The organism is Rhizobium sp. 01T444 (assembly GCF_056398305.1).
Map to the genome: position 1 here is coordinate 161,318 of NZ_JBFTPD010000008.1, position 21,704 is coordinate 183,021.

Consider the following 21,704-nt stretch of genomic DNA (forward strand, 5'->3'; position numbering starts at 1 on the left):
GCACCGTTTTCATTCAGTAGCGTAAAGCAGCCGCTAGCCGATCGGCAGGCGCTTTTCGGTTTTGGCGTCGAAAAGATGCAGTTTGGTGAGATCCGGCATCATTCTGACGGTATCGCCGGCCTGCAGGGAAAGCCGGTCTCGCACCGTCGCCACCAGGGGATCCGATCCAAGCTTCGCGTTAATCTGGGTCTCCGCGCCCGTCGGTTCGATGACCGCTACCTCGGCGCTCACGCCGTCTTGGCTGACGATCAGATGCTCCGGACGGATGCCATAGACCACCTCCGCGCCGCGTGCTGCCGCAGCAGCCTCCGGCAGCGGCAGGTGCGCCCCTCCGTCGGCGATGAATTCGAGCGGTCCGGACGCGCTGATCCTGCCTTTGATGACATTCATGCCCGGCGAACCGATGAAGCCGGCGACGAAGAGATTGGCCGGCCGGTCGTAGAGATCGAGCGGTGAACCGATCTGCTCGACATAACCATCGCGCATGACGACGATCCGGTCGGCCATGGTCATGGCTTCGATCTGATCATGCGTCACATAGATGGTCGTCGTTTTCAGCCGCTGATGCAGCTGCTTGATCTCGGAGCGCATCTGCACGCGAAGCTTGGCATCGAGGTTGGACAGGGGCTCGTCGAAGAGGAAGACTTGCGGCTGGCGGACGATGGCGCGGCCCATGGCAACACGCTGACGCTGACCGCCGGAGAGATTTCTCGGATAGCGGTCGAGGAAATGTTCGAGGCCGAGGATCTGCGCCGCATCGCGGACACGCGCCTTGATCTGCTCCTTCGGCGCTTTCGCCAGTCGCAACGAAAATCCCATATTCGCTTCGATCGTCATATGCGGATAGAGCGCATATGACTGAAAGACCATGGCAATGTCGCGCTCCTTCGGGGCGACGTTGTTGACGACCTTGCTGCCGATCGAGACGTTGCCACCGGAGATTTCCTCAAGCCCTGCGATCATGCGCAGCAAGGTCGACTTGCCGCAGCCGGAAGGGCCGACAAGGATGACGAATTCTCCGTCGCGGATATCGATGTCGACCCCGTGCAATACTTCGAAGTGACCATAGTTCTTGCGGACATTTGCCACGTTTACGGACGCCATAACTGTCTCCGGCTGAAAATCTGATTTCGGATCTGCGCTCGCTCGGGCAGAGCGATATGCAGCGCATCGCTTATCGAGGCGCTGTCGCGGTGACGTAGGGAGCGAGCGCCGCATCAACAGCGGCAAGGCAGAGATCGCGGGCTTTCGGAGCGACACGCTTTTCGACCACATTAGGATAGAGGCGGGCGAGATGCTGGCTGATCAGTGTCTCCGGGATCTCGTCGGGCAACCGGGCGAGTAGTTCGTCGACTGCTGCCGCCGCACGCGCGTTGGGCCAATAGTACCGGATGCGGTCGCTGTAGCTGAAATGCCGCTGCAATCGCTGCTCATCAGCCGTACCACCATAGTGGCCAGCCCAGTGGCTGGGCTCAGCGAGCATGATCTCTTCCATCGCCGCCGCCAGTCCGCTGCCTGGCCCACCATCGCCAAGAATACCGGCGATCGCATCGAGGCCGTAGAGCGCCTCCCGCAATGCGAAGGTCAGGCCGGGGCCGACTTTCAGGATCGCAAACCCGCCGTCGACCAGAGCCGAAAGCGCGGCTGTCGGCTGGTAGTCGGTGGAATGGGCTTCGAAAAGCAGTCCCTTCATCTCATCGAGCGCAGAGATCAGCTTTTGCGCGCGCTCGGGCCTGTAGAGCGCGACATTGGCGTTGCCGAACTCGACACCCGGCTGGACGACGATGGCGATAACGCGCTCCAAAGCTGGACTGACGCCGGCTTCGGCAAATGCCTGATGGTGAACATCACGCGTCCTCAGAGCTGCTTCCCGCCGCGTGATCTCCAACTCGTCCAGTGCATGGGTCGCACCGCCGGGCGGCGGCACCTCGGTGCCAATGACATAGACCGGCAGACGTCGACCGCTGCGACGGGCAGCCTCTTCGGCAGCTTTCGCCAGACGTGCGGCTCTTGCGGCGGTCAGTTCGTCGGCAAGCGCCACGGGCTCGCCAGCACAGCCCATCGATGTGTCGAGATGCAGTTTTTCGAAACCGGCCTCGACATAAGCCGTCACCATAGCCTCAGCACGCGCCATCGCATCCTCAGCAGCAAGCTTTCGCCATGGGTTCGGGCCGAGATGGTCGCCGCCGAGAATGATGCGGTTTGCGGGAAAGCCGACCTCTGTCGCGATGCGCTCGATGAAGGCCCGGAAGTCCATCGGCTTCATGCCCGTATAACCGCCTTCTTGATTGACCTGATTGCAGGTCGCCTCGATCAGGACGACATCACCCCGCCGGGCCGCGTGTCGCAATGTCGCCTCGATGACCAGCGGATGAGCCGAGCATACAGATGTGATGCCGCGCGGCAGGGGCCGGCCCCTTTCGCCGAACAGTTTCGCCAGTGCGGTCTGGCGGTTTTGATCGATCACGGCGCTCATACGAGTGTGACGACCTTGGTGAGATGACGCGGCGAGACGGTATCAATCTGTCTTGCTTGCGCTGCGCGTTCGCCAAGGATCTGCAGCGCCGGCAGGACAACGAGACCGGCAAGCGACAGATCGACATCGACAGGAAGCTCCAGATCGCCGGGGCCGCCGATACCGATGACCAGGGCGCCTTTCTCGCGTAACTCGCCAACAAGCTTGGCCTCGGCTTGTCTCTGGTCCGTGCTGTAAAGCATGATGGCAGCCGTCTTCTCGTCGACGAGACTGATCGGCCCGTGGCGGTATTCGAGCGGATGAAAGGCCTGCGTCATCAGCTGGCTCATTTCCATCAACTTGAGCGCCCCTTCGAGCGCGATGCCGAAAAGGGGACCGCTGCCAAGAAAAACGAAGTGCGAGCGATCCTTGATAATGTCGGGCAGGGCGGCGTCGAGCGTATTCGCGAGCTGACATGCCGATGCGACGGCCGAGGCAGGCACGGTCTGACCGATCAGTTGCAGGCTGAGCAACACCATGAGGCTTGCCGAAACTGTCATGACGATGCCTTCCTCGGGATGGGTCGGAGAGCAGATCAACTGGTCACAGTTCTTGGCGAGTGCGCTTTCGGGCTCGACGGTCACGGCGGTCACGAAGGCGCCGGCGGCGCGGCTTGCCTTCGCGGCGGCAACCGTTTCCGTCGTTTCGCCGCTGCGCGAGAGCGCGACCACATGGGTCTTCTGCCATTCCGGCCAGAAGTAAGAAGGCCGGTTAAGCCATTCCGCTCCCGGGACGGCGATCGCCTTGCGCTTGAGGCTGTTGGCATAAGCGGCCAGAGACAAAGCGAGGTTGAAGGAGGTGCCACAGCCGACGAAGACGAGGAGGTCGTCCGCCTCGCCGCTTGCCGTATTCGAGCCGATGGCTTTTTCCCAATAGGGGAACTGCTCGAAGATTACCTTTTCGGTCGTGTTCATGATGTCTCCGATTATTTGACCGAACCAGCCAGCAGACCGCTGACGAGGTACCGGTTGAGAAAGATGACGACGAGGGCAGGGATGACGATCGCAATCGATCCGCTGGCCGTGATCAGCCCGTAGTCGATGAAGTTCTTGGTGACGAATTCAGGGATGAGAACCGTCAGGGGTTTCGTCGCCTGCGGTGAGAAGATGAGGGGAACGAGGTACTGACCCCACGCCCCCAGGAAGGTGAGGATAGCGGCCGCCGTCAGACCGGGTCCGGCGAGTGGCAGCACGATGTGGAAGAAGATGAAGAGGCGACCCGCGCCATCAAGCTGTGCCGCCTCTTCGAGCGCGATCGGAAGCTGCTCGAAGACGCTGCGCAACAGCCAGAGGGAGAGCGGCAGATAGGCCGAGACATAGATCAGCGAGACCCCGGTATAGGTGTCGACCAGATGCATCCTGATCATGATCTGATAGAGCGGGATCAGCACCGCATAGGCAGGGATGGCCAACGTCGCGACGACAGCGCCAAACAGAAGCTGACGCCCGGGAAAGCGCATCCGGGTGAAGGCATAGGCGCCGAGTGCCGAAATCGCGACGCAGAGAGCCGTGGCAGCTGCAGACGTGATCACGCTGTTGAGCAGCGCTGCGCGGAACTGCTTCCACACCTCCACCCCACCGATCCGCGCAATGTTGATGCCGAGCAGGCGCGAATAATGGTCGAGCGTGAAATGCTGCGGGAAGAAATGGATCGGCCGCGTGGAAAAATCTTCCGTTGGCGTCACGGAACTTGCGATCGTCCAGTAGATCGGGCCGAGCGACCAAATCAGCAGCACCGCAAGACCGGCCCAAATCATCAGGCGATAGAGAATGGTTGGTTTCATCAGTCGAACCGTGTGTTGCGATAGACGCGGAGGACATAGACGAGCGAGACGAGCAGCGACACGAGTGTGATGACCACCGACAGAGCCATGCCATAGGAGAAGCGAAGGTTCTGGAACGTCTCGAGATAGATCTGCACGAGGATCGGCCGCGTTTCGAGGCTTGATCCGGCCAGCACCCAGGCCTCGTCGAAAAGGTTGAAGGCATTGACCGTCGCGTTCGTCATGGCAACGGCAATTGCGCTGCGCACGAGCGGAAGCGTGACCAGGCTGAACATCTGCACGCGCGTCGCGCCGTCGATGCGGGCAGCCTCATAGAGATGCGCCGGGATGCTCTGCATGGCCGCAAGCACGATGACGATGGTCAGCGGCATCATACGCCAGACATGCACGACGGTGACCGCGATGATCGCGCTCGTTCGGTCGTTGAACCAGACATGATTTTCGAAAGGCAGGCCAAGTGCGACGAGTATGCCGTTCAACAGGCCGGCGCCGGGTTGATAGATCCATAGCCAGATGACGGAGTTGACGACACCGGGGAGCGCCCAGGGCAGAATGACAGCCGCAAGCACCCACTGGCGCCCGACCCTCATCTGATTGATGAGCGCTGCAGCAAGCACGCCGAAGATGGTTTCGGCAGCGACGGCGAGAACGACGTAGATGAGGGTATTCGTCCAGGTCGTCGCCAGCTGGCCATCCGACAGCATGCGTGTGTAATTTTCCAGTCCGACAAAGGGCGTTCCGGCTTGCATTGGATTGACCCGGTGCAGCGAGTCCCAGACCGTCCGTCCCATCGGATAGAAGACCAGAGCTGCCATCGTCACCAGGATCGGCAGCACCAGCAGCAGTCCGAGCATGGTGTCGGCGTTGAGGCCGACACTACGCTTGGCTGCCACACCTTCAGCGGTGGCTGTTGTCATTGCGCCATCGCCTGCTTGGCTGCATCGGCGATGCTCTGCATGGCCTGATCAACGGTGACCTGGTCCTTTGCCGCGCTATTGATCGCCGTGTTTACCGCGCTCGAAAACTGCGGATACCACGGCGGCGTTCCCTGCTGGAACAGAGGCTCGACGGTCTTGGACTGTTCGACAAGTGCGTCGCCGCTCGTCAGCTTGCCTTCCGTATTAAGCTCGGCGAGAGCCGAAGTGCGCGTCGGCAGGAAGCCGTTTGCGGCATTCTTCTTCTGGAACTCCTTGCTGGTGAACCATTTGACGAAGGCGACCGCCGCTTCCTTGTTCTGCGAAACGTTCGGAATGGCGAGCGCTTCCGGAAGGCCGAAGCTGCGGGTCTGACCACTTTCGGTCGGTACGAGGATCGCTTCCACCTGGCCGGCGACCTTGGACTGCTTCGGGTCGTTCATCTGGCCCAGGCGACCGGGCTCACCCGAGATCATGATGCTGGTCAGCCCCTGGGCGAACATGCTCTCGTTGATCTGGCTGTCCTTGAGGCCTGTCGAGGCAGGGTCGACCAGGCCGTCCTTCAAGAGCTTCAGTTCGAAGGCGAGCGCCTTGTAGCCGGCTGAATCGGGGGTGAGGAAAAGCGGCTTGAAATCCTTGTCGAAGAGTTCGCCGCCAAAGGCCTTGGTCAGCAGATACCAGCTCGTGGAAGCGCCTTCGGTCGCCGAGAGCGGTAGGCCGATCGGATAGGTGGAGATGCCCTTCTCCTTGATCTTCTTTGCGGCCTCGACCAGCGCGTCGAGCGTCTTCGGCATTTCGGTAATGCCGGCGTCCGTGAAATGCTTCTTGTTGACGAGCATGACGCGGAAGTCGTTCGTGTAGGGTACGCCGAGCAACTGACCGTCGACGGTGAAGATCTTGGCGACGCCAATATCATCGACACTATCCTTGTCGATCACTTCGTTCAGCGGCATGTACCAGCCGGCGGCGCTGAACTGACCCGTCCATGACCAGTCGAATTCGGTGACATCGGCTGGTGCCGTGCCGGCGACGAGCGCCGTTACCAGCTTCGGGCGGATATCGTCCCAGGAGAGGGTCTGGAGATCGACATGAATGCCGGTCGCGGCTTCAAAATCGGCCGCAACCGTGGCGCCCTGCGGCGACGGCATCAGCACCGTGATAGACTGGCCGGCAAGCGGTTTGGCGTCGTCCGCCAAGGCAGGCAGGGCGATCGCAAGGGCGGCGGAGGCAAGCAAAGGCAATATCAATTTACGCATGTTCCCATCCTTCTTTATCGTTGACAGTCATTGTCTTGATCGCGCGATCACGGTTTCGGCCGCGACCGCGATTTGCCCGAACCAGCGCTCGTCAAGCGGCCAGTCGAGAAGTTGGGCGGCGGCCAGAAGCGCGCCGCCAATGGGGGGAAGTACGGGTGAAACCGCCCGCCGGCCGATCCGCCGTTCGACGGCTTCAAGCAAAAGACGGCTGGAAAAGGTGCCGCCCGCGTAGGTCCAGTCCGTGCCGGTTTCACAATGGCTGGCGATTGCCCAATGGTGTTTGGCAAGCTCTTCGGCCGCCGTCTCGATCAGGCCAATGGCCGTCTCATCACCTTGCTGAGCAGTTCGATCGACAAGGATGGAGAGCGCGGCGATACCCGCACGGGGCCTTGCGAGCCCGTTGATCCAGCCGCCGAGCGCGTTCATCGGGTCTGCAATATCCAGCTGGAGATGATCGTAAATGGCTCGCGCCATCGCCGTCGGCTTGGCACGTCCATCGAGGCTCTGGCTGATGAGATGCAGGGCTGCGCGACCGATCCAGTAGCTGCTGCCCTCGTCGCCGATCACATCGCCCCAACCGCCGGCGCGTGCGGAGGCGCCCGCACCGTTGCGCGCCCAGGACATGGAGCCGGTCCCCGACAGGATGAGGATGCCCGGACGCCCGGCAAAGGCACCGAGATGGGCTGCATCGACGTCATTGAGCACGATCCTGCGGATATCCGGAAAGGCGTCATCAATGCATTGTTTCTGAAGCGCAGAGAGGTGAGCGACTTCGCCATAAGCAGGCAGGGCAGCGCCGACGGCGGCCAGTCCCGGCTCATTGCGGAACGGTTCGATATGCCGCTCCAGCTCCTGTCGCCAGTCCGGATTGTCCATCGGATTGACACCACCGCCGAGCGCAGTGCGGAGAATCTGGCCGCCTCTGTCGGCCAGTGTGACGAGCACCTTGCTGCCGCCGCCATCGATGCCGAGGATCAGCTCGTTACTCATTCTTTTGCTCCGAGCTCGGCATAGGTCGCGTCAATGCCGAAGTTGGTGAGTTCGGCGCGCCATTGGAGTGTCAGACCCTTGTCGGTGATGAGCTTTGCGGTGTTCAGCGGCGCGACCTTGTAGGTTGCCATCGTCCCGAATTTTGAGGAATCGGCGAGCACATAGCCGTTGGCAGAGCGGGTGAGCATGCGCCGGTTCAGGCTGGCTTCGGCACTGTCCACGCTGTAGATCGCGCCGTCGGGGCTGATGGCGCTTGCTCCGAGAAACAGCTGATCGAACCAGATCGTTTCGAGCATCGCCTCGGCCTGCGGGCCGACGAGCGAGGCGTTTTCGCTGCGCAAATGGCCACCGAGAAGCACGACCTCGAGGTTCGGAATGTTGAGAAATTCCTGAGCGACGATCAGGCCGTTGGTGAAGATGCGCAGCGGCATCGGATTGATGCGGATGAGCCGGGCAAGCTGAAGAACCGTCGTGCCGGCATCGAGGAAGATCGCCGTGCGGGGCAGAAGCAGTTCGTAGGCAGCATTGGCGATCGCACGCTTGGCCGAAAGCTGACGCTTTTCCCGTTCCTGGAAGGCCATTTCGACCGAGGAACCCTCGGCGATGCGGGCGCCGCCATGCACACGGTCGATCGCGCCATCCTGTTCGAGAATTTGCAGGTCGCGCCGCACTGTTGCCAAGGAGGCGCCGACAGCATCGGCTAGGTCCTGGATGGTGGAAAAGCCATTCGCATAGAGATGACTGCGGATGGCATCGAGCCGATCAGTCTTCACGCCGCCAGTCTGGTTCACAGATCGTCCCCTGGTGCAATTGTGCTTCTTGCATCAAAATTCCCACTCAATACGATCAATGTCAATCAAGATTGTGATCGTTTATGATCTTTTTCATGTTGGCCGATCTGGTGGTGCGCGATCAAAAAGAAAGGCACGTCGTCTCTGATGACGACGTGCCTCTTGGCTGTTGTTTGGTGAGCGAATAGGCCTGTGGCCGATCTCAGCTATATCTGGGCAGGAGGTCGCCGTGTGCCTCGATCAGGTCGTCGACCAGACCCCAGATCTCGTCCGGCGAGAGTTCTGCTGATGTATGCGGATCGAGCAGGGCTGCCTGATAGATGCGGTCGCGTTTTCCCGTCAATGCTGCTTCAACGGTCAGTTCCTGAACCGAGATGCTGAGCTTCATCACAGCGGCGAGCTGCGTGGGGATCCTGCCGATGCGGGTTGGCTGGATGCCGTTCCTGTCCACATGGCAGGGCACTTCCACGATACATTCGGCCGGAAGGTTCTCGATCAGGCCGTTGTTCGGAACATTGCCATAGATCAGCGCTGGATTGCCGGTGACGGCGGCGTGGATGATGCCCGCGGCATATTCGTTGCTGCGGCAGACCTCGATCGGCTTGTCGCCTTCGAGATCCCGGCGCAGCGCATGCCATTCTGAAATCTGCCGCTCGCAGCGGCTGATATACTCGTCGAGCGGAATGTTGAGCTTGTCGATGAGCTCCGGACGGCGGTCCTTGATGTACCAGGACGTATATTCGGAGAAATGCTCGCTGGATTCCGTCACGAAATGACCAAGCCGCTTCAGGACATCGAAACGCACCCGGTCGTCGGACGGCACGCGTCCCTCGCCGGCGAGAGCCTTCAGGCGGGGATAAAGATCTTCGCGCCGGCCATCGGCATGCAGCTTCTCGTATTTCAGGAAGAAGGCGATGTGGTTGATGCCAGCCGAGATGTAGTTGATGTCGGCAATTTCTTCGTCGAGGCAGGAGGCGAGATGGGCGGCGGTATGCTGCACGCTATGGCAAAGGCCAACCGTGCGGATACTGGGCGCCAGCTCCTTGATCGCCCAGCAGTTGATCGCCATCGGGTTCACATATTGCATTAGCAGCGCGTCGGGGCAGACCTCTTCCATATCGCGGCAGATCGCTTCCAGCACCGGAATGGTGCGAAGTCCGCGGAAGATCCCGCCGATGCCGAGCGTATCGGCAATGGTCTGCCGCAGGCCGTACCGCTTCGGCACGTCGAAATCCGTCACAGTAGCCGGCTTGTAGCCGCCGACCTGCATCATCAGGATAACGAAATCCGATCCGCGCAGCGCCTCGCGACGATCGAGGGTTGCCTCTATCCTTACCCTCTGCAGATTGAGCGCCTCGCAGATGCGCCGCGCAACGATCTCCGATGTCTTCAACCGTTCGGGGTCGACATCAAACAGGCTGATCACATAATCGCTGCCCGAGGGTGTGGACAGCACATCCCCCAGAATGTTCTGCGCAAAAACGGTGCTGCCCGCACCCACGAGGCAAATCTTCGGCATTTCGGTCTCCCACAAATCAAGGTTGCCATAGTAGTGCCTCTTCCAAATCAGAATTTCTTCCTGCTATTGAAGGGAGTATTCCCGGATTGAAGCGTTGGACGCATGAAAGACGATCATTTCAACAGGAGCGGGGAGTGGGCGGGGTCGCCGCGGAGCTTCCTGATCGAGCGCCACACGGCCGATGCCATGAGCGCTGCGCATTGGCACGACCATGTCGAGATCAACCTGCTTCTCGATGGTGCCATGACCTATCTTTTCAATGGTCGGCAGGAACGGGTCGAGGCCGGGCGTCTTGTCCTCTTCTGGGCGGCCATTCCCCACCAGACGATCCTGGTGACGCCGGAGGCGCCGCTTATCTGCATCTACCTTCCGCTCGTCGACTTTCTCGCGCTCTCCATCGACAAGAAGGCGAGACAGGCAATCATGCAGGGCGCCTTCGTGGTCGAGCCCCGCCGCCGCGAGACGACGCCGCTCACCGTCTCTGCCTGGGTCGAGGAATGGGGCAGCAGCGATCCCGTCCGGCGCCAGTTGATCGCGGACGAGGCTAAGCTCAGGGTGCGCCGGCTCATCCTTGATCACGCCGATGATCGAGGCTCGTCCGTTGCAGCGGCCGCGACGCCGGTAAGCCCCGCCATCCGCCATTCAGAGGTGCTGACCGACCTGATCAACCGGCATTTTCCCGAGCCGCTAAGCCTGGCGGATCTTGGAAAGCGCGCTAACGTGCATCCAACCACTGCCAATCGGGCGTTTCGCGATGTGCTCGGCATTTCCGTAATGGAATATCTGACACGTTATCGTCTCGCGAGAGCAATGCAGCGGCTGGCCGAGACCGAGGACTCGATCCTGGAGATTGCCCTCGACTGCGGCTTCGGCTCCAGTAGCCGATTTTACGACATCTTCAAGCAGCGAACTGGCACGACACCCCGGCAGTTCCGCCTGTCGCTCGGCAAGCCGTGACGTCTGCACAAGTCGGACAGGGGTTTGAAAGAAGTGCAGGTTCAGGCGCGGTGCGGCTATCGAATCTTCTCGCCAGCGCGCTAGAGTTTGCAGACGATCCACTCTAACGGATTGAGGCCGATGACGACTGACAGCAAGAACCCCGCTGGCGCCCTGGCGTCCCTGGCAACGATCGAGGATTTCTGCCGAGAGGTCTTTATCGCGGCCGGTGCCGACCAACAGACTGCGGATGCAGCGACGCGGGGAATGCTGCATGCTACGCGCTATGGCATCGACAGCCATGGTGTGCGCCTCCTCCCTCATTATGTGAAAGGGTTGACCGAAGGACGCCTCAATCCGCGCCCGCGTCTCGCGCTGGTAAACACTTTCGGCGCCGTCGCTTCGCTCGATGCGGATAATGGCCATGGTGCGCTCGCGACCTATACGGCCATGGAGCATGCGACGCGTCTTGCCGGGGAATTCGGGATCGGTGCGGTTGCGATCCGCAATTCCTCGCATTTCGGACCGGCAGGTGCCTATGCGTTCGATGCCGCCCAACGCGGCTTCATCGGCTTTGCTTTCTGCAATTCCGATAGCTTCGTGCGTCTGCACGACGGCGCCATGCGCTTTCATGGCACCAATCCGATCGCCTGCGCTGTGCCGGTCACGGGAGATAACCCGTGGCTCTTCGACATGGCGACGAGCGCCGTGCCCTATAACCGCGTGCTGCTCTATCGCAGCCTCGGCCGCCAACTGCCCGAAGGAGTCGCCTCCGATGAACGGGGGTATGACACGGCCGATCCTGATGTGGCCGAAATGCTGGCGCCGCTCGGCGGCGAATTCGGCTTCAAGGGCGCAGGGCTTGCAGGCATTCCCGAGATCTTGAGTGCTGTGCTCACAGGCATGAAGCTGAGTTTCGATATCGCTCCGATGTCCGGGCCGGATTTTTCGACACCGCGCGGGCTGGGTGCCTTCGTCATCGCGCTGAACCCTGCAGCCTTCCTCGATATCGAGATCTTTGACGCTGCCATGAAACGCTACGTCGAAACCTTGAGGGCATCTCCGCCGCGTGAAGGCTTCAGGGTGATGGCGCCTGGCGATCGGGAATGGGCTGTCGCCGCCGAGCGGGAAAGACATGGCGTGACGCTGGATCCGGCAACGGTCGAGGCCCTTAGGACCTTTGCATCCACTTATCAACTGGCCAGCCCGGTCTGAGTGCATGCGTCGGATTGACGCACAACTTCCCCGATGATAGCTTCGGATCAATTGGTCAGGCCAGTTGACCAGTTGTGCGCTTGAGGAGAAGCGTGCCGGGGAGGCCATAATGTTTTCGGCAGTTGAATCACGCCGCCTCTACAGGCAGGTGGCGGACCAGATTCGTATGATGATTATCCGAGGAGAACTCGCCGTCGGCCAGAGGTTGCCTGCCGAGCGCGAGCTTGCGGAGCAGCTTGCAGTTTCGCGCCCTACGCTGCGCGAAGCGCTGATCGTGCTGGAAGTCGAGGGATACATCAATATCCGCATGGGCTCCGGCATCTATGTCACGCGCAAACATGCTGCCGAAACGACCGGCAGTGAGCGCGAACCGGTGGAGGGTCCTTTCGAGCTGCTGCAGGCCCGCGCCATCATCGAATGCGCGATATCAGAGGAGGCCGCAAAAAGCGCCCGCCCTGAGGACATTGCCGTCCTCGATGAGGCGCTGAGAGCGATGAGCGGCGTGGTGGAGGATGCGCGCGCCGTGCTTGTCGCCGACCGCGCCTTTCATACCGGCATCGCCGCAATCGTCGGCAATGCGACCTTGATCCGCGTTACCGGCGAGATGTTCGACATGCGCATGACGCCGTATTTCGAAAAGCTTGCCAGCCTTTTCGAAGGACCGGTGTCGTGGCGCAGCGCGCTGGAAGAGCACCGGGCTATCCGCGACGCGATCGCCGTCGGCGATACGGCAGGGGCGAAGGCCGCCATGCGCGCGCATCTCACGAATTCACAGAAGAGGTTTTCCGAAAGCTTCGGGGAGGAGGTTTCGGGCGAGCAGGGGCGCGGCCACACGGCCGGGCCGAACAAGGGAAAAGCAGCCACTTAACGAGATCTCAGGAGGAGAGAGCGATGAAGTTGAAACTGACGACGATACTCTGCACTGCCGCCGCAATCATGGCGACGACTGCGATTGCGCATGCCCAGACGGTGCTGAAATGGGCCCATGTCTACGAGACATCGGAACCTTTCCACACGGATTCCCTCTGGGCCGCGGAAGAGATCAGCAAGCGCACCAACGGCCGATACAAGATCGAGGTCTATCCGGCTTCGCAGCTCGGCAAGGAAGCCGATATCAACCAGGGCCTCAAGCTCGGAACGGTCGACATCATCATTTCCGGATCGAGCTTTGCCGCCCGCGACTATAAGCCGATCGGCGTGACCTATTTCCCCTATATCTTCCGCAGCCCGGGACACCTGATCGCCTACACCAAGAGCGACGTCTTCAAGCGCCTGGCCAAGGGTTATGAGGACAAGACCGGCAACCATATCGCCGCCGTCAGCTATTACGGGACGCGCCATACGACGGCCAACAAGCCGATCGCCAAATGCGCTGACATGCAGGGTCTGAAGATCCGCGTGCCTGATGTTCCTGCCTACCTCGCCATGCCGCGCGCCTGCGGCGCCAACACGACGCCGATCGCCTTTGCCGAGGTCTATCTCGCCTTGCAGAACGGCACGGTCGAAGCCCAGGAAAACCCGCTGACGACGATCGAGGCCAAGAAGTTCTACGAAGTCCAGAAGAACATCATTCTGACCGGCCACATCGTCGATCACTTGAATACGGTGATCTCGAAGACACTCTGGTCGAACCTTTCGGACGAAGACAAGAAGATCTTCGGCGAGGTCATGCAGGAAGCTGCCGTGCGCACGACCAAGACCATCGAAGGCAAGGAAAACAGCCTGATCACCACCTTCAAGGAGAAGGGCTTGAGCGTCACCGAGGTCGACAAGGCCGATTTCGAGAAGACGGTCGCGGAAAAGGTCAAGTTCGAGGACTTCGGCTACGAAAAGGCCGATTGGGAAGCGATCCGCGCGATCCAGTAACAGCCCGAGGGCGCGCCGCCTGAGCGCCGCGCGCCCTTCTTCCCCACCGGAACAAGGCCGATCATGTCACAAGAAGTTCATACGCAAGTCACTGCCGAGGAGATCGGCCACGAATTCGAGGGGCATGCGCCCACCGCCAATATCTCGGACTACGCCATCGAAGACTGGATCACGCTGCTCGTTTTCTGGTTGATGGCCGGTTGCGTCTTCCTGCAGTTCTTCACCCGCTATGTGCTGAACAACAGCTATGCCTGGACCGAAGAGATCGCCGTCAACTGCCTGATCGGCGTCGTCTTTCTCGGCGCCGTCATGTGCGTACGCACGTCGCGCCATATCCAGGTGGATGTCTTCTATCATTACATGCCGGCAGGCCTTGCGCGCGTTCTCGCAACCTTTGTGGATATCGTCCGCATCGGTTTCTTCGCCTATGGCTGTTATCTGATGTGGCGCTATGTGCAGATCGTCGCGGACGAGCAGATGGTCACCGTCGACCTGCCCCGCAATATCGTCTTCTACAGCGTGCTTGCAGCCTTCGTGCTGATGCTGATCCGTGCGGTGATCGTCTTCATCGCCAATATGCGCCGCGGCTACTCCGTTCTGGAGCGCCCCGAAGAATTCCACGCTGTCGAAGGATGACCTGATGCTGCTCTTGCTTGGCTCATTTCTGGTGCTGATGCTGATCGGCGTGCCCGTCGCGATCTCGATGGCCGTCGCCTCCGTTCTCTATATCGTCCTCTACGGCGTTGCGCCCGATATCATCGTCGCCCAGCGCATGATCGCGGGTGTCGAAAGTTTCCCGCTTCTCGCAGTTCCCTTCTTCATCCTTGCTGGCAACCTGATGAATTCTGCGGGTGTCACCGGCCGCATCTATTCCTTCGCCGTCGCGCTCGTCGGCTGGATGAAGGGTGGCCTTGCGCAGGTCAACATCATTGGTTCCGTCATATTCTCGGGCATGTCGGGCACTGCGCTTGCCGATGCGGCCGGCATCGGCACGATCGAGATCAAGGCGATGAAGGATCACGGCTACCCCGTCGAGGCCGCGGTCGGGGTAACGGCGGCGTCTGCCACGCTCGGTCCGATCTTCCCGCCATCCTTGCCCTTCGTGATCTACGGCATGATGGCGAATGTCTCGATCGGCGCTCTTTTCATGGCCGGTATCCTGCCCGGCGTTGTCATGACGCTGCTGATGATGATCACAGTTGCGGCCTTTGCCTACGTGAAACGTTGGGGTTCCGATGCGCCTTTCGACGTCAAACAGCTCCTTTCCGCAGGTTTGGAGATCATCGTGGTTCTGCTCGTACCGCTATCGATCTACGTGATGATGCGATCAGGCGTATCGATGAATGCCGCGGCGGGCATTGCCCTCGTCGTCCTTCTGGCGCTCGACTGGTATTTCCGCTTTTCCGCCGTCATGGCGCTCATGACTCCTGTCATCTTGATCGGCGGCATGACCATGGGCTGGTTCACGCCGACGGAAGCGGCCGTCGCCGCTGTGCTGTGGTCGCTGTTCCTCGGCCTCGTGCGCTATCGCACGATGACGTTCTCGACACTCGCCAAGGCGAGCTTCGACACGATTGAAACGACGGCATCCGTTCTCTTCATCGTCACTGCCGCTTCGGTCTTCGCATGGCTGCTGACGGTGAGCCAGGCTGCCCAGCTTCTGTCCGACGCGATTCTGTCGATTACCGACAATAAGTGGGTGTTCCTGATCCTTGTGAACCTGCTGATGCTCTTCGTCGGCTGCTTTCTGGACACAATCGCCGCCATTACCATCCTCGTACCGATCCTTCTGCCGATCGTCGCGAAATTCGGCATCGATCCGGTACAGTTTGGCCTTATCATGACCCTGAACCTGATGATCGGCCTGCTTCACCCTCCGCTAGGCATGGTACTCTTCGTGTTGTCGCGGGTGGCGAAATTGTCCGTCGAACGCACGACGATGGCGATCTTGCCCTGGCTTGCGCCGCTCTTCATCGCCTTGATTTTGATCACCTTCGTCCCCTCGATATCCCTGTGGCTGCCACAGCAGCTTGGGCTTCTGAAATAGGAGAATGTGATGCACACCCGTCTGGCACGGCTTTATGCAAAGGGCGATCTCAGGATCGAGACTGATCCGGTCGCAGCCCCCGGTCCGGGCAAAGTGCTTTTGAAGATGGCAGCCGCAGGCATCTGCGGCTCCGACCTGCATTATTACCAGGACGGCGGTTTCGGACCGGTCAGGGTTCGCGAGCCAATGATACCCGGGCACGAGGCCGCTGGAACCGTGGAGCAGGCAGGTGAGGGCGTCACCCTGAAGGCCGGAATGCTGGTCGCCGTCAATCCGAGCCAGCCCTGCGGTGCTTGCGAATATTGCCGTATCGGCTTGCCTATCCACTGCCTGGAAATGCGCTTCATGGGCAGTGCGATGCGCCTGCCGCATGAGCAGGGCATGTTTCGGGAATGGCTGGTGGTGCCGGCCAAACAATGCGTTGAGGTTGGAGCCTCGATAACGCCTGCGGAAGCGGCCTGTAGCGAGCCGCTATCCGTCTGCCTGCACGCCGCATCGCGCGCCCCCGGCATTGCCGGCAAGAAAGTCCTGGTGACAGGTGCCGGACCGATCGGCTCTCTAATGGTTGCCGTTATCAGCCATTATGACGCTGGCGAAATCGTCGTTACGGATCTTGCCGACGCGGCGCTCGCGCGGGCGAAAGCCATGGGCGCCAGCCGCACGATCAACGTGGTGCGGGATGCAGAGTCATTTGCAGAATTCCAGGCAGGAAAAGGCTATTTCGATCTCGTCTTCGAATGTTCTGCCGCCGCCCCGGCCATCCAGAGTGCGATTGCGGCGGTCCGGCCGCGCGGCACCATCGTCCAGGTCGGCGTCACCGGCGACGTTCCGGTGCCTCTCAACGCCATTGTCGGCAAGGAACTGCACATCCACGGAACGCAGCGTTTCCATGAGGAGTTCGCAACCGCCGTCGACCTGATTTCCCGCCGGAAGATCGATGTGCGGCCAATCATCAGCCACAGCATGCCCCTCGAAGACGCCGTTTCAGCCTTCGACATTGCCGGCGACCGTTCGCTGGCCTGCAAGGTGCAACTGACCTTCCAGTCAGCCTAAACGACGGTCTCGCCGCCATCGACGACGAGGATTTGCCCCGTCATGTAGGACGAGCGGTCCGAGACCAGGAACAGGATCGGTTCGGCTATCTCCGAAACATCCGCCCAGCGGCCGAGCGGCACCTTCTCGGCGATGTAGCCTTCAATGGCGCCGCGCCCGCCCATCTGCGCGATGAACGGCTCATTGAATGGCGTGTCGACCCATCCGGGGCAGAGTGCATTCACGCGGATGCCGAACTTCGCATAGTCGCCCGCCATCTGCCGGGTCATGGCGATGACAGCATGTTTGGTCGTCGTATAGGCGATCATTTCGCGGTCGTAGAGCACGCCTGACGATGAGGACGTATTGAGGATTACGCCTTTGCCTGCCTTTTTCATGATCGGCATGACGAAACGCGCGGCCATGAAATGCGCCCGCACGTTCAGGCTCCAGGACTTGTCGAAACCTTCGATGGCAACCTGCTCCAGATCGCCGGCCACCTGCGCGCCCGCGTGATTGTGCAGAATGTCGATCCGGCCGTGACGTGCAGCAACAGCGGCAATGCCGATTTCAAGCGCCGGGTCGTCCGTGACATCGACCATCATGCTTTCGGCGCCACCGCCTGCCTCGACAATCAGACCGACGGTTTCTTCGGCATTTGCGAAATTGATATCGGCAACGACGACATGGGCGCCTTCGCGCGCCATGATCTGTGCGCCGGCCCGTCCGATGCCCGAGCCTGCGCCCGTGACGATTGCAACGCGATCTCTCAGTATCATGGCATTTCCCCGGTCAGTTTGTCGTTGTCTTTTCGCGCATCAGGAAGCGCGCGATGAGAATGAGTGCAAGCGAGGCGATCAGCACCATCGTCGCGACTGCATTGATTTCCGGCGTCACGCCGCGGCGGATGGAGGCGAAGACATAGATCGGTAGCGTCGTGTTGGAGCCCGCCACGAAGAAGGCGATGATGAAATCGTCGAAGGAAAAGGTGAAGGCGAGTAGAAAACCCGCCAGGATCGACGGCATGATCTGCGGCAGCACGATCTGCCGAAAGGTCGTGAAGGGTGTGGCGTAGAGATCGCTGGCGGCCTCGACGATATCGCGCCCGAGGCTCGCGATGCGCGCCTTCACGATCATCGTCACCAACGCCATGGTGAAGAGCCCGTGCGCAGCAATGATCGAGCCGTAGCCGAGTGCCAGCTTTGGCGGCTGGTCGCCTGGCCAGAGGGCGGCGATAACAGGATTGATGAAGCCGAAGACTTCGACGAGGGCAACCAGCGTTGCAATGCCGATGACGACACCCGGTACCACGATCGCGGCTGCAAAGAGCCCGTCGAAGATCGCCCGGGTCCTGGTGCCGAGCCGTTCCATGCCGATCGCGGCCATAGTGCCGAAGATCGCCGCCAGTGCCGCACTGGTGACGGCGATGATCAGGCTGTTGCGCAACGCCTCCATCAGGAAGGTATTGGACAGAGCCCGACCATACCATTGCGTCGAGAAGCCGGTGAACTCGCTGGCATTGCGGCCCGCATTGAAGGAGAAGAGCACGACGAGCGCGATCGGCGTGTAGAGGAACAAATAGACGAAGGTGACGAGCGCGCGCATCAGATGAGATCCACCTGCCGCGTACCGGCGACACGCCAGGCGATGCGCATGGCGACGAGCAGTACGATGACGACGACGGCGACGAGCGTGACGGCTATCGCCGAGCCGAACGGCCAGTTGCGTGATTGCAGGAAGAGATCGACGAGCGCATTGCCGATGAAGAACACCTTGCCGCCGCCGAGAAGCTGCGGGATCAGATATTCGCCGAGCAGCAGGATGGTGACCAGCGCGACGCCGGTCATCACGCCCGGAAGCGACAGGGGCAGGGTAATACCGAAGAAGGTCGAGATAGGCTTTGCACCAAGGTCGGCCGAAGCTTCGAGCAGCCGGCGGTCCAGCTTCTCGAGGCTGACATAGATCGGCATGATCATCAGCGGCAGGTATCCGTAGACGATGCCGAGCAGCACAGCGCCGGGTGTATTGATCAGCCTGACATTTTCGATGCCGACGAATTCAAGCAGATGCGGAATGCCACGTGCGCCGAGCAGATACATCCAGGCATAGGTGCGCACCAGCAGGCTGGTCCAGAAGGGAACGACGACAAGCGAGACGAGCAGCAGCCGGCGCTGCGGGCTTGCCTTGACCGCGAGATAATAGGCGACCGGATAGGCGACGACGAGGCAGGCAGCCGCTCCGATCGGCGCCAGGATCAGCGTATTGACGAAGGCTGCCGACCGCGCGCCGAGATTGGCGAACTGCTCGAAGGTGAAGGCTGGCTGATAACCGCCCTCCGGCGCCCGCTCGCCAAAGGCAAAGACGATGATGGCGATGAAGGGCAGCACCAGGAAGACGAACAGCCAGATACTGGCCGGGCCGACAAGGGCGACGGTGATCAGGCGCCGTTTGGTGGCGTGGGGCAGGGGCATGGCTTTGGTCTTCATCCGCCGGATCAAGGAGCTGAACCGGCTCCCGCAGTAAGCCGCGGGAGACCGGCATTCAGAGGTGGTGTCAGGCCGACTTGAAACGTGCCATCAGTTCAGCGCGACCCGGATCGGTGAGCGTGACAGCGGCGCCGAATTCCAGTGGCGTAAGGGCTGTTTCGTCCGGATAGACGATCTTGTTGGACGTGACCTCCTTCGGCAGCAGCGCAATGACGCGGCTGTCAGTGGTCGGTGCACCGTTGGCAATGTGCTCCTTCACCGCATTCTGCGGGTCCATCAGGTAGTTGAGCAGCGCGTAGCCGGCGGCCTTGTTCGGTGCATCCTTGGGGATCGCGTAATAATCAGTCCAGATTTCACCGCCATCGGTGCCGAGGATATAGGCAAGCTCCGGCATGTCGCGGTTGAGCTGCGCGCCGTCATTGGTCCAGCACATGGTCAGCCATGCATCGGTCGAACGCATCGACGGCTGATAGTCGGAATTGATGGCGAAGAGATGCGGCTTGACCTTGATCAGCAGTTCTTCCGCTTTGGCAAGCTCGTCAGCCTTGATCGAATTGAAGTCATAGCCGAGCGAAACAAGCGCGCTGCCGATCGTCGTCAACTGGTAGTCATGCACCATGGCGCGGCCGTCGGCTTCCGTCTGGGCGATCTCGAAGAAGTCCTTCCAGCTCGAAAGCTTGGTCTTGATCTTGGACGTGTTGACGGAGAAGCCGGTCGTGCCCCAGTTCTTCGGCACGGCATAGGTCTTGCCGTCGATCTGGCCTTCCTTGGTGAAGCGGGGGCTTTCGCTTGCCTGGCTGAAATCCGGGATCTTTGAAAGGTCGAGCTCTTCGATCAGGCCGAGCTTGTGATGGGTCGAGATCGTGTAGTTGGTCGGCACGAAGAGCGACCAGCCGGAAGCGCCGGCCTGCAGTTTGGCGAGCATTTCCTCGTTCGAACCGAAGACGTTGACCTCGACGGCAACGCCGGTTGTCGCCTTGAAATTCTCGAAGGTCGCCGGGTCGTGGTAATTCGGCCATGTGGCGATCGACATCTGCGTGCCGAGATCTTCTGCCGAATAGGCGGGCGTCGATAGCGCGCCCGGGAAGCGAGACAGCACGGCGGTCGCAAGACCGAGGCCGGTAATGCCGAGGAAGTGGCGGCGGCTGACGGAACCGCGCTTCAGGCGCATGAACTCGTCCATGAAACCTTCGGCGGAAATGGGCAGATTGTCCTTATAATCCTTGCTCATGATGCTGTTCCCTTGTTCTGGTTTATGCATTCGATGCTGGAAAGACATGGATGGCGGCGGGGTCGAAGCCGAGGAAAACCTCCTCGCCCGGCTCCACGAGATCGCTCTCGTTCATGCTGCGGCGATCGGCCGTGATCAGGAAGTCGCCAAGCCCCGGCACGCTGACGGCATACTCCGCCGATGAACCGAGGAAGATGCGGTGCGTCACTGTCCCCTTGAACGACGTGCCGGTCGCCGCCGCCGTACGTGTCATATGGATCGCCTCGGGGCGCAGCGCAGCGATGACGTCTCCTGGCGCCAACCGCTTGCCGGAGGCCATCGCCGACCCGTCCGCCAGCCGCAGCGTCGTACCATCAGGTTCCATCGCGGCAGTGATGCGGTTGGTCTTGCCGACGAAATCGGCGACGAAAAGATCGGCCGGGCGGTCATAGACTTCCTGCGGGCTGCCGAGCTGACGGATGCGCCCGGCACTCATGACGCAGACGACATCTGCCATCGAAAGCGCCTCTTCCTGGTCGTGGGTGACGAGGACGAAGGTGATGCCGAGTTCGCGCTGCAGGGTCTGCAGCTCGATCTGCATCGCCGAGCGCAGCTTCTTGTCGAGGGCTGCCAGCGGTTCGTCGAGCAGCAGCACGGAGGGGCGATTGACGATGGCACGAGCGAGCGCCACACGCTGCTGCTGGCCGCCCGACATTTCATGAATCCGCCGCGTGGCAAAGCCACCAAGTCGGACCATCTCGAGCGCCTCGGCGACACGGCGGTCGATCTCCGCCGACCCGATTCTCGGGCGCATCTGCTTCAGCCCATAGGCAACGTTCTGCTCGACATTGAAATGCGGAAACAGCGCATAGTGCTGGAAGACCATGTTGACGGGTCGGCGATAGGCCGGAACGCCGTTCATCTCACGCCCGTCGATCAGCACGGTGCCTTCGCTCGGCTGTTCGAAACCGCCGATCATGCGCAGGCAGGTCGTCTTGCCGCAGCCGGAAGGCCCGAGCAGCGCCAGGAACGCGCCCTTGGGCACAGTAAGGTTGATGTCCGTTACGGCGGTCACGGCGCCATAGTTTTTTGTGACCGAACGGAATTCGATATCGTTCGTCGAAGCGGATGCCACGTCTGTTCC

21 protein-coding genes are annotated in these 21,704 nt (G+C 60.8%); 7 read left to right on the forward strand and 14 right to left on the reverse strand.

Annotation, left to right across the window (positions count from 1 at the left end):
- Nucleotides 1–33: 33 nt before the first annotated feature.
- From AC1DTN_RS14330 to melA, 9 genes are all read right to left on the reverse strand, one after another.
- Nucleotides 34–1,104, reverse strand: coding sequence for an ABC transporter ATP-binding protein (locus AC1DTN_RS14330; protein ID WP_442207543.1), 1,071 nt, complete (start codon nt 1,102–1,104; stop codon nt 34–36).
- Nucleotides 1,105–1,174: 70 nt separating this feature from the next.
- Entirely contained in the window at nt 1,175–2,476 is a 1,302-nt protein-coding gene (locus AC1DTN_RS14335) for a D-tagatose-bisphosphate aldolase, class II, non-catalytic subunit (protein WP_442207544.1), read from the reverse strand.
- Entirely contained in the window at nt 2,473–3,429 is a 957-nt protein-coding gene (locus AC1DTN_RS14340; protein ID WP_442207545.1) for an SIS domain-containing protein, read from the reverse strand. The genes AC1DTN_RS14335 and AC1DTN_RS14340 overlap by 4 nt, the downstream gene beginning before the upstream one ends.
- Before the next feature lie 11 nt (nt 3,430–3,440).
- On the reverse strand, nt 3,441–4,298 hold the full coding sequence (locus tag AC1DTN_RS14345) for a carbohydrate ABC transporter permease (RefSeq protein WP_439018062.1): 858 nt from the start codon (nt 4,296–4,298) through the stop codon (nt 3,441–3,443).
- Nucleotides 4,298–5,215 (reverse strand): carbohydrate ABC transporter permease, encoded by a 918-nt coding sequence (locus AC1DTN_RS14350; RefSeq protein ID WP_113320349.1) that lies wholly within the window; start codon nt 5,213–5,215, stop codon nt 4,298–4,300. Before AC1DTN_RS14350 ends, AC1DTN_RS14345 begins: the two co-directional genes overlap by 1 nt.
- Nucleotides 5,212–6,468, reverse strand: coding sequence for an ABC transporter substrate-binding protein (locus AC1DTN_RS14355; RefSeq protein ID WP_442207546.1), 1,257 nt, complete (start codon nt 6,466–6,468; stop codon nt 5,212–5,214). The genes AC1DTN_RS14350 and AC1DTN_RS14355 overlap by 4 nt, the downstream gene beginning before the upstream one ends.
- A 27-nt stretch (nt 6,469–6,495) precedes the next feature.
- Nucleotides 6,496–7,458 carry an N-acetylglucosamine kinase gene (locus AC1DTN_RS14360; RefSeq protein ID WP_442207547.1) on the reverse strand — a complete coding sequence of 321 codons (963 nt, stop codon included), beginning with the start codon at nt 7,456–7,458 and terminating at the stop codon, nt 6,496–6,498.
- Nucleotides 7,455–8,249 (reverse strand): DeoR/GlpR family DNA-binding transcription regulator, encoded by a 795-nt coding sequence (locus tag AC1DTN_RS14365; protein WP_442207548.1) that lies wholly within the window; start codon nt 8,247–8,249, stop codon nt 7,455–7,457. Before AC1DTN_RS14365 ends, AC1DTN_RS14360 begins: the two co-directional genes overlap by 4 nt.
- Nucleotides 8,250–8,451: 202 nt before the next feature.
- Complete coding sequence (gene melA, locus AC1DTN_RS14370; protein WP_442207549.1) at nt 8,452–9,768, reverse strand: alpha-glucosidase/alpha-galactosidase; 1,317 nt, start codon at nt 9,766–9,768, stop codon at nt 8,452–8,454.
- Nucleotides 9,769–9,870: 102 nt separating this feature from the next.
- Between melA and AC1DTN_RS14375 the strand changes: the two genes are divergently transcribed.
- From AC1DTN_RS14375 to AC1DTN_RS14405, 7 genes are all read left to right on the forward strand, one after another.
- The gene (locus AC1DTN_RS14375; protein ID WP_442207550.1) at nt 9,871–10,725 is read left to right on the forward strand and encodes a helix-turn-helix domain-containing protein; all 855 of its coding nucleotides are present in this window, start codon (nt 9,871–9,873) and stop codon (nt 10,723–10,725) included.
- A 120-nt stretch (nt 10,726–10,845) separates the two neighbouring features.
- Nucleotides 10,846–11,919, forward strand: coding sequence for an Ldh family oxidoreductase (locus AC1DTN_RS14380; protein WP_442207551.1), 1,074 nt, complete (start codon nt 10,846–10,848; stop codon nt 11,917–11,919).
- 109 nt (nt 11,920–12,028) lie between these two features.
- Complete coding sequence (locus tag AC1DTN_RS14385) at nt 12,029–12,787, forward strand: FadR/GntR family transcriptional regulator (RefSeq protein WP_442207552.1); 759 nt, start codon at nt 12,029–12,031, stop codon at nt 12,785–12,787.
- A 23-nt stretch (nt 12,788–12,810) separates the two neighbouring features.
- Nucleotides 12,811–13,785, forward strand: a complete 975-nt coding sequence (locus AC1DTN_RS14390) for a sialic acid TRAP transporter substrate-binding protein SiaP (RefSeq protein WP_442207553.1) — start codon at nt 12,811–12,813, stop codon at nt 13,783–13,785.
- A gap of 63 nt (nt 13,786–13,848) precedes the next feature.
- Nucleotides 13,849–14,421, forward strand: coding sequence for a TRAP transporter small permease (locus tag AC1DTN_RS14395; protein ID WP_113184449.1), 573 nt, complete (start codon nt 13,849–13,851; stop codon nt 14,419–14,421).
- A gap of 4 nt (nt 14,422–14,425) precedes the next feature.
- A complete protein-coding gene (locus AC1DTN_RS14400; RefSeq protein ID WP_442207554.1) occupies nt 14,426–15,832 on the forward strand; it encodes a TRAP transporter large permease in 1,407 nt (468 codons plus the stop codon).
- Between the two features lie 9 nt (nt 15,833–15,841).
- Nucleotides 15,842–16,885 carry an L-idonate 5-dehydrogenase gene (locus AC1DTN_RS14405; protein WP_442207555.1) on the forward strand — a complete coding sequence of 348 codons (1,044 nt, stop codon included), beginning with the start codon at nt 15,842–15,844 and terminating at the stop codon, nt 16,883–16,885.
- On the opposite strand, the gene AC1DTN_RS14410 is transcribed toward AC1DTN_RS14405, so the two are convergent.
- From AC1DTN_RS14410 to AC1DTN_RS14430, 5 genes are all read right to left on the reverse strand, one after another.
- Nucleotides 16,882–17,643: an SDR family NAD(P)-dependent oxidoreductase gene (locus AC1DTN_RS14410; protein ID WP_442207556.1), complete on the reverse strand. Its 762-nt coding sequence runs from the start codon at nt 17,641–17,643 to the stop codon at nt 16,882–16,884. The genes AC1DTN_RS14405 and AC1DTN_RS14410 overlap by 4 nt on opposite strands.
- A 13-nt stretch (nt 17,644–17,656) precedes the next feature.
- Nucleotides 17,657–18,469: an ABC transporter permease gene (locus AC1DTN_RS14415; protein WP_442207557.1), complete on the reverse strand. Its 813-nt coding sequence runs from the start codon at nt 18,467–18,469 to the stop codon at nt 17,657–17,659.
- Nucleotides 18,469–19,335, reverse strand: a complete 867-nt coding sequence (locus AC1DTN_RS14420; RefSeq protein WP_442207558.1) for an ABC transporter permease — start codon at nt 19,333–19,335, stop codon at nt 18,469–18,471. Before AC1DTN_RS14420 ends, AC1DTN_RS14415 begins: the two co-directional genes overlap by 1 nt.
- A gap of 82 nt (nt 19,336–19,417) precedes the next feature.
- Complete coding sequence (locus tag AC1DTN_RS14425; protein ID WP_442207559.1) at nt 19,418–20,581, reverse strand: polyamine ABC transporter substrate-binding protein; 1,164 nt, start codon at nt 20,579–20,581, stop codon at nt 19,418–19,420.
- A gap of 22 nt (nt 20,582–20,603) precedes the next feature.
- A complete protein-coding gene (locus AC1DTN_RS14430; protein WP_442207560.1) occupies nt 20,604–21,695 on the reverse strand; it encodes an ABC transporter ATP-binding protein in 1,092 nt (363 codons plus the stop codon).
- Nucleotides 21,696–21,704: the final 9 nt, after the last annotated feature.

What these genes read in the sequence shown, in the direction of transcription:
- AC1DTN_RS14330 (WP_442207543.1), bottom strand. Translation starts at nt 1,104, where the DNA reads ATGGCGTCCGTAAACGTGGCAAATGTCCGCAAGAACTATGGTCACTTC.
- AC1DTN_RS14335 (WP_442207544.1), bottom strand. Translation starts at nt 2,476, where the DNA reads ATGAGCGCCGTGATCGATCAAAACCGCCAGACCGCACTGGCGAAACTG.
- AC1DTN_RS14340 (WP_442207545.1), bottom strand. Translation starts at nt 3,429, where the DNA reads ATGAACACGACCGAAAAGGTAATCTTCGAGCAGTTCCCCTATTGGGAA.
- AC1DTN_RS14345 (WP_439018062.1), bottom strand. Translation starts at nt 4,298, where the DNA reads ATGAAACCAACCATTCTCTATCGCCTGATGATTTGGGCCGGTCTTGCG.
- AC1DTN_RS14350 (WP_113320349.1), bottom strand. Translation starts at nt 5,215, where the DNA reads ATGACAACAGCCACCGCTGAAGGTGTGGCAGCCAAGCGTAGTGTCGGC.
- AC1DTN_RS14355 (WP_442207546.1), bottom strand. Translation starts at nt 6,468, where the DNA reads ATGCGTAAATTGATATTGCCTTTGCTTGCCTCCGCCGCCCTTGCGATC.
- AC1DTN_RS14360 (WP_442207547.1), bottom strand. Translation starts at nt 7,458, where the DNA reads ATGAGTAACGAGCTGATCCTCGGCATCGATGGCGGCGGCAGCAAGGTG.
- melA (WP_442207549.1), bottom strand. Translation starts at nt 9,768, where the DNA reads ATGCCGAAGATTTGCCTCGTGGGTGCGGGCAGCACCGTTTTTGCGCAG.
- AC1DTN_RS14375 (WP_442207550.1), top strand. Translation starts at nt 9,871, where the DNA reads ATGAAAGACGATCATTTCAACAGGAGCGGGGAGTGGGCGGGGTCGCCG.
- AC1DTN_RS14380 (WP_442207551.1), top strand. Translation starts at nt 10,846, where the DNA reads ATGACGACTGACAGCAAGAACCCCGCTGGCGCCCTGGCGTCCCTGGCA.
- AC1DTN_RS14385 (WP_442207552.1), top strand. Translation starts at nt 12,029, where the DNA reads ATGTTTTCGGCAGTTGAATCACGCCGCCTCTACAGGCAGGTGGCGGAC.
- AC1DTN_RS14390 (WP_442207553.1), top strand. Translation starts at nt 12,811, where the DNA reads ATGAAGTTGAAACTGACGACGATACTCTGCACTGCCGCCGCAATCATG.
- AC1DTN_RS14395 (WP_113184449.1), top strand. Translation starts at nt 13,849, where the DNA reads ATGTCACAAGAAGTTCATACGCAAGTCACTGCCGAGGAGATCGGCCAC.
- AC1DTN_RS14400 (WP_442207554.1), top strand. Translation starts at nt 14,426, where the DNA reads ATGCTGCTCTTGCTTGGCTCATTTCTGGTGCTGATGCTGATCGGCGTG.
- AC1DTN_RS14405 (WP_442207555.1), top strand. Translation starts at nt 15,842, where the DNA reads ATGCACACCCGTCTGGCACGGCTTTATGCAAAGGGCGATCTCAGGATC.
- AC1DTN_RS14410 (WP_442207556.1), bottom strand. Translation starts at nt 17,643, where the DNA reads ATGATACTGAGAGATCGCGTTGCAATCGTCACGGGCGCAGGCTCGGGC.
- AC1DTN_RS14415 (WP_442207557.1), bottom strand. Translation starts at nt 18,469, where the DNA reads ATGCGCGCGCTCGTCACCTTCGTCTATTTGTTCCTCTACACGCCGATC.
- AC1DTN_RS14420 (WP_442207558.1), bottom strand. Translation starts at nt 19,335, where the DNA reads ATGCCCCTGCCCCACGCCACCAAACGGCGCCTGATCACCGTCGCCCTT.
- AC1DTN_RS14425 (WP_442207559.1), bottom strand. Translation starts at nt 20,581, where the DNA reads ATGAGCAAGGATTATAAGGACAATCTGCCCATTTCCGCCGAAGGTTTC.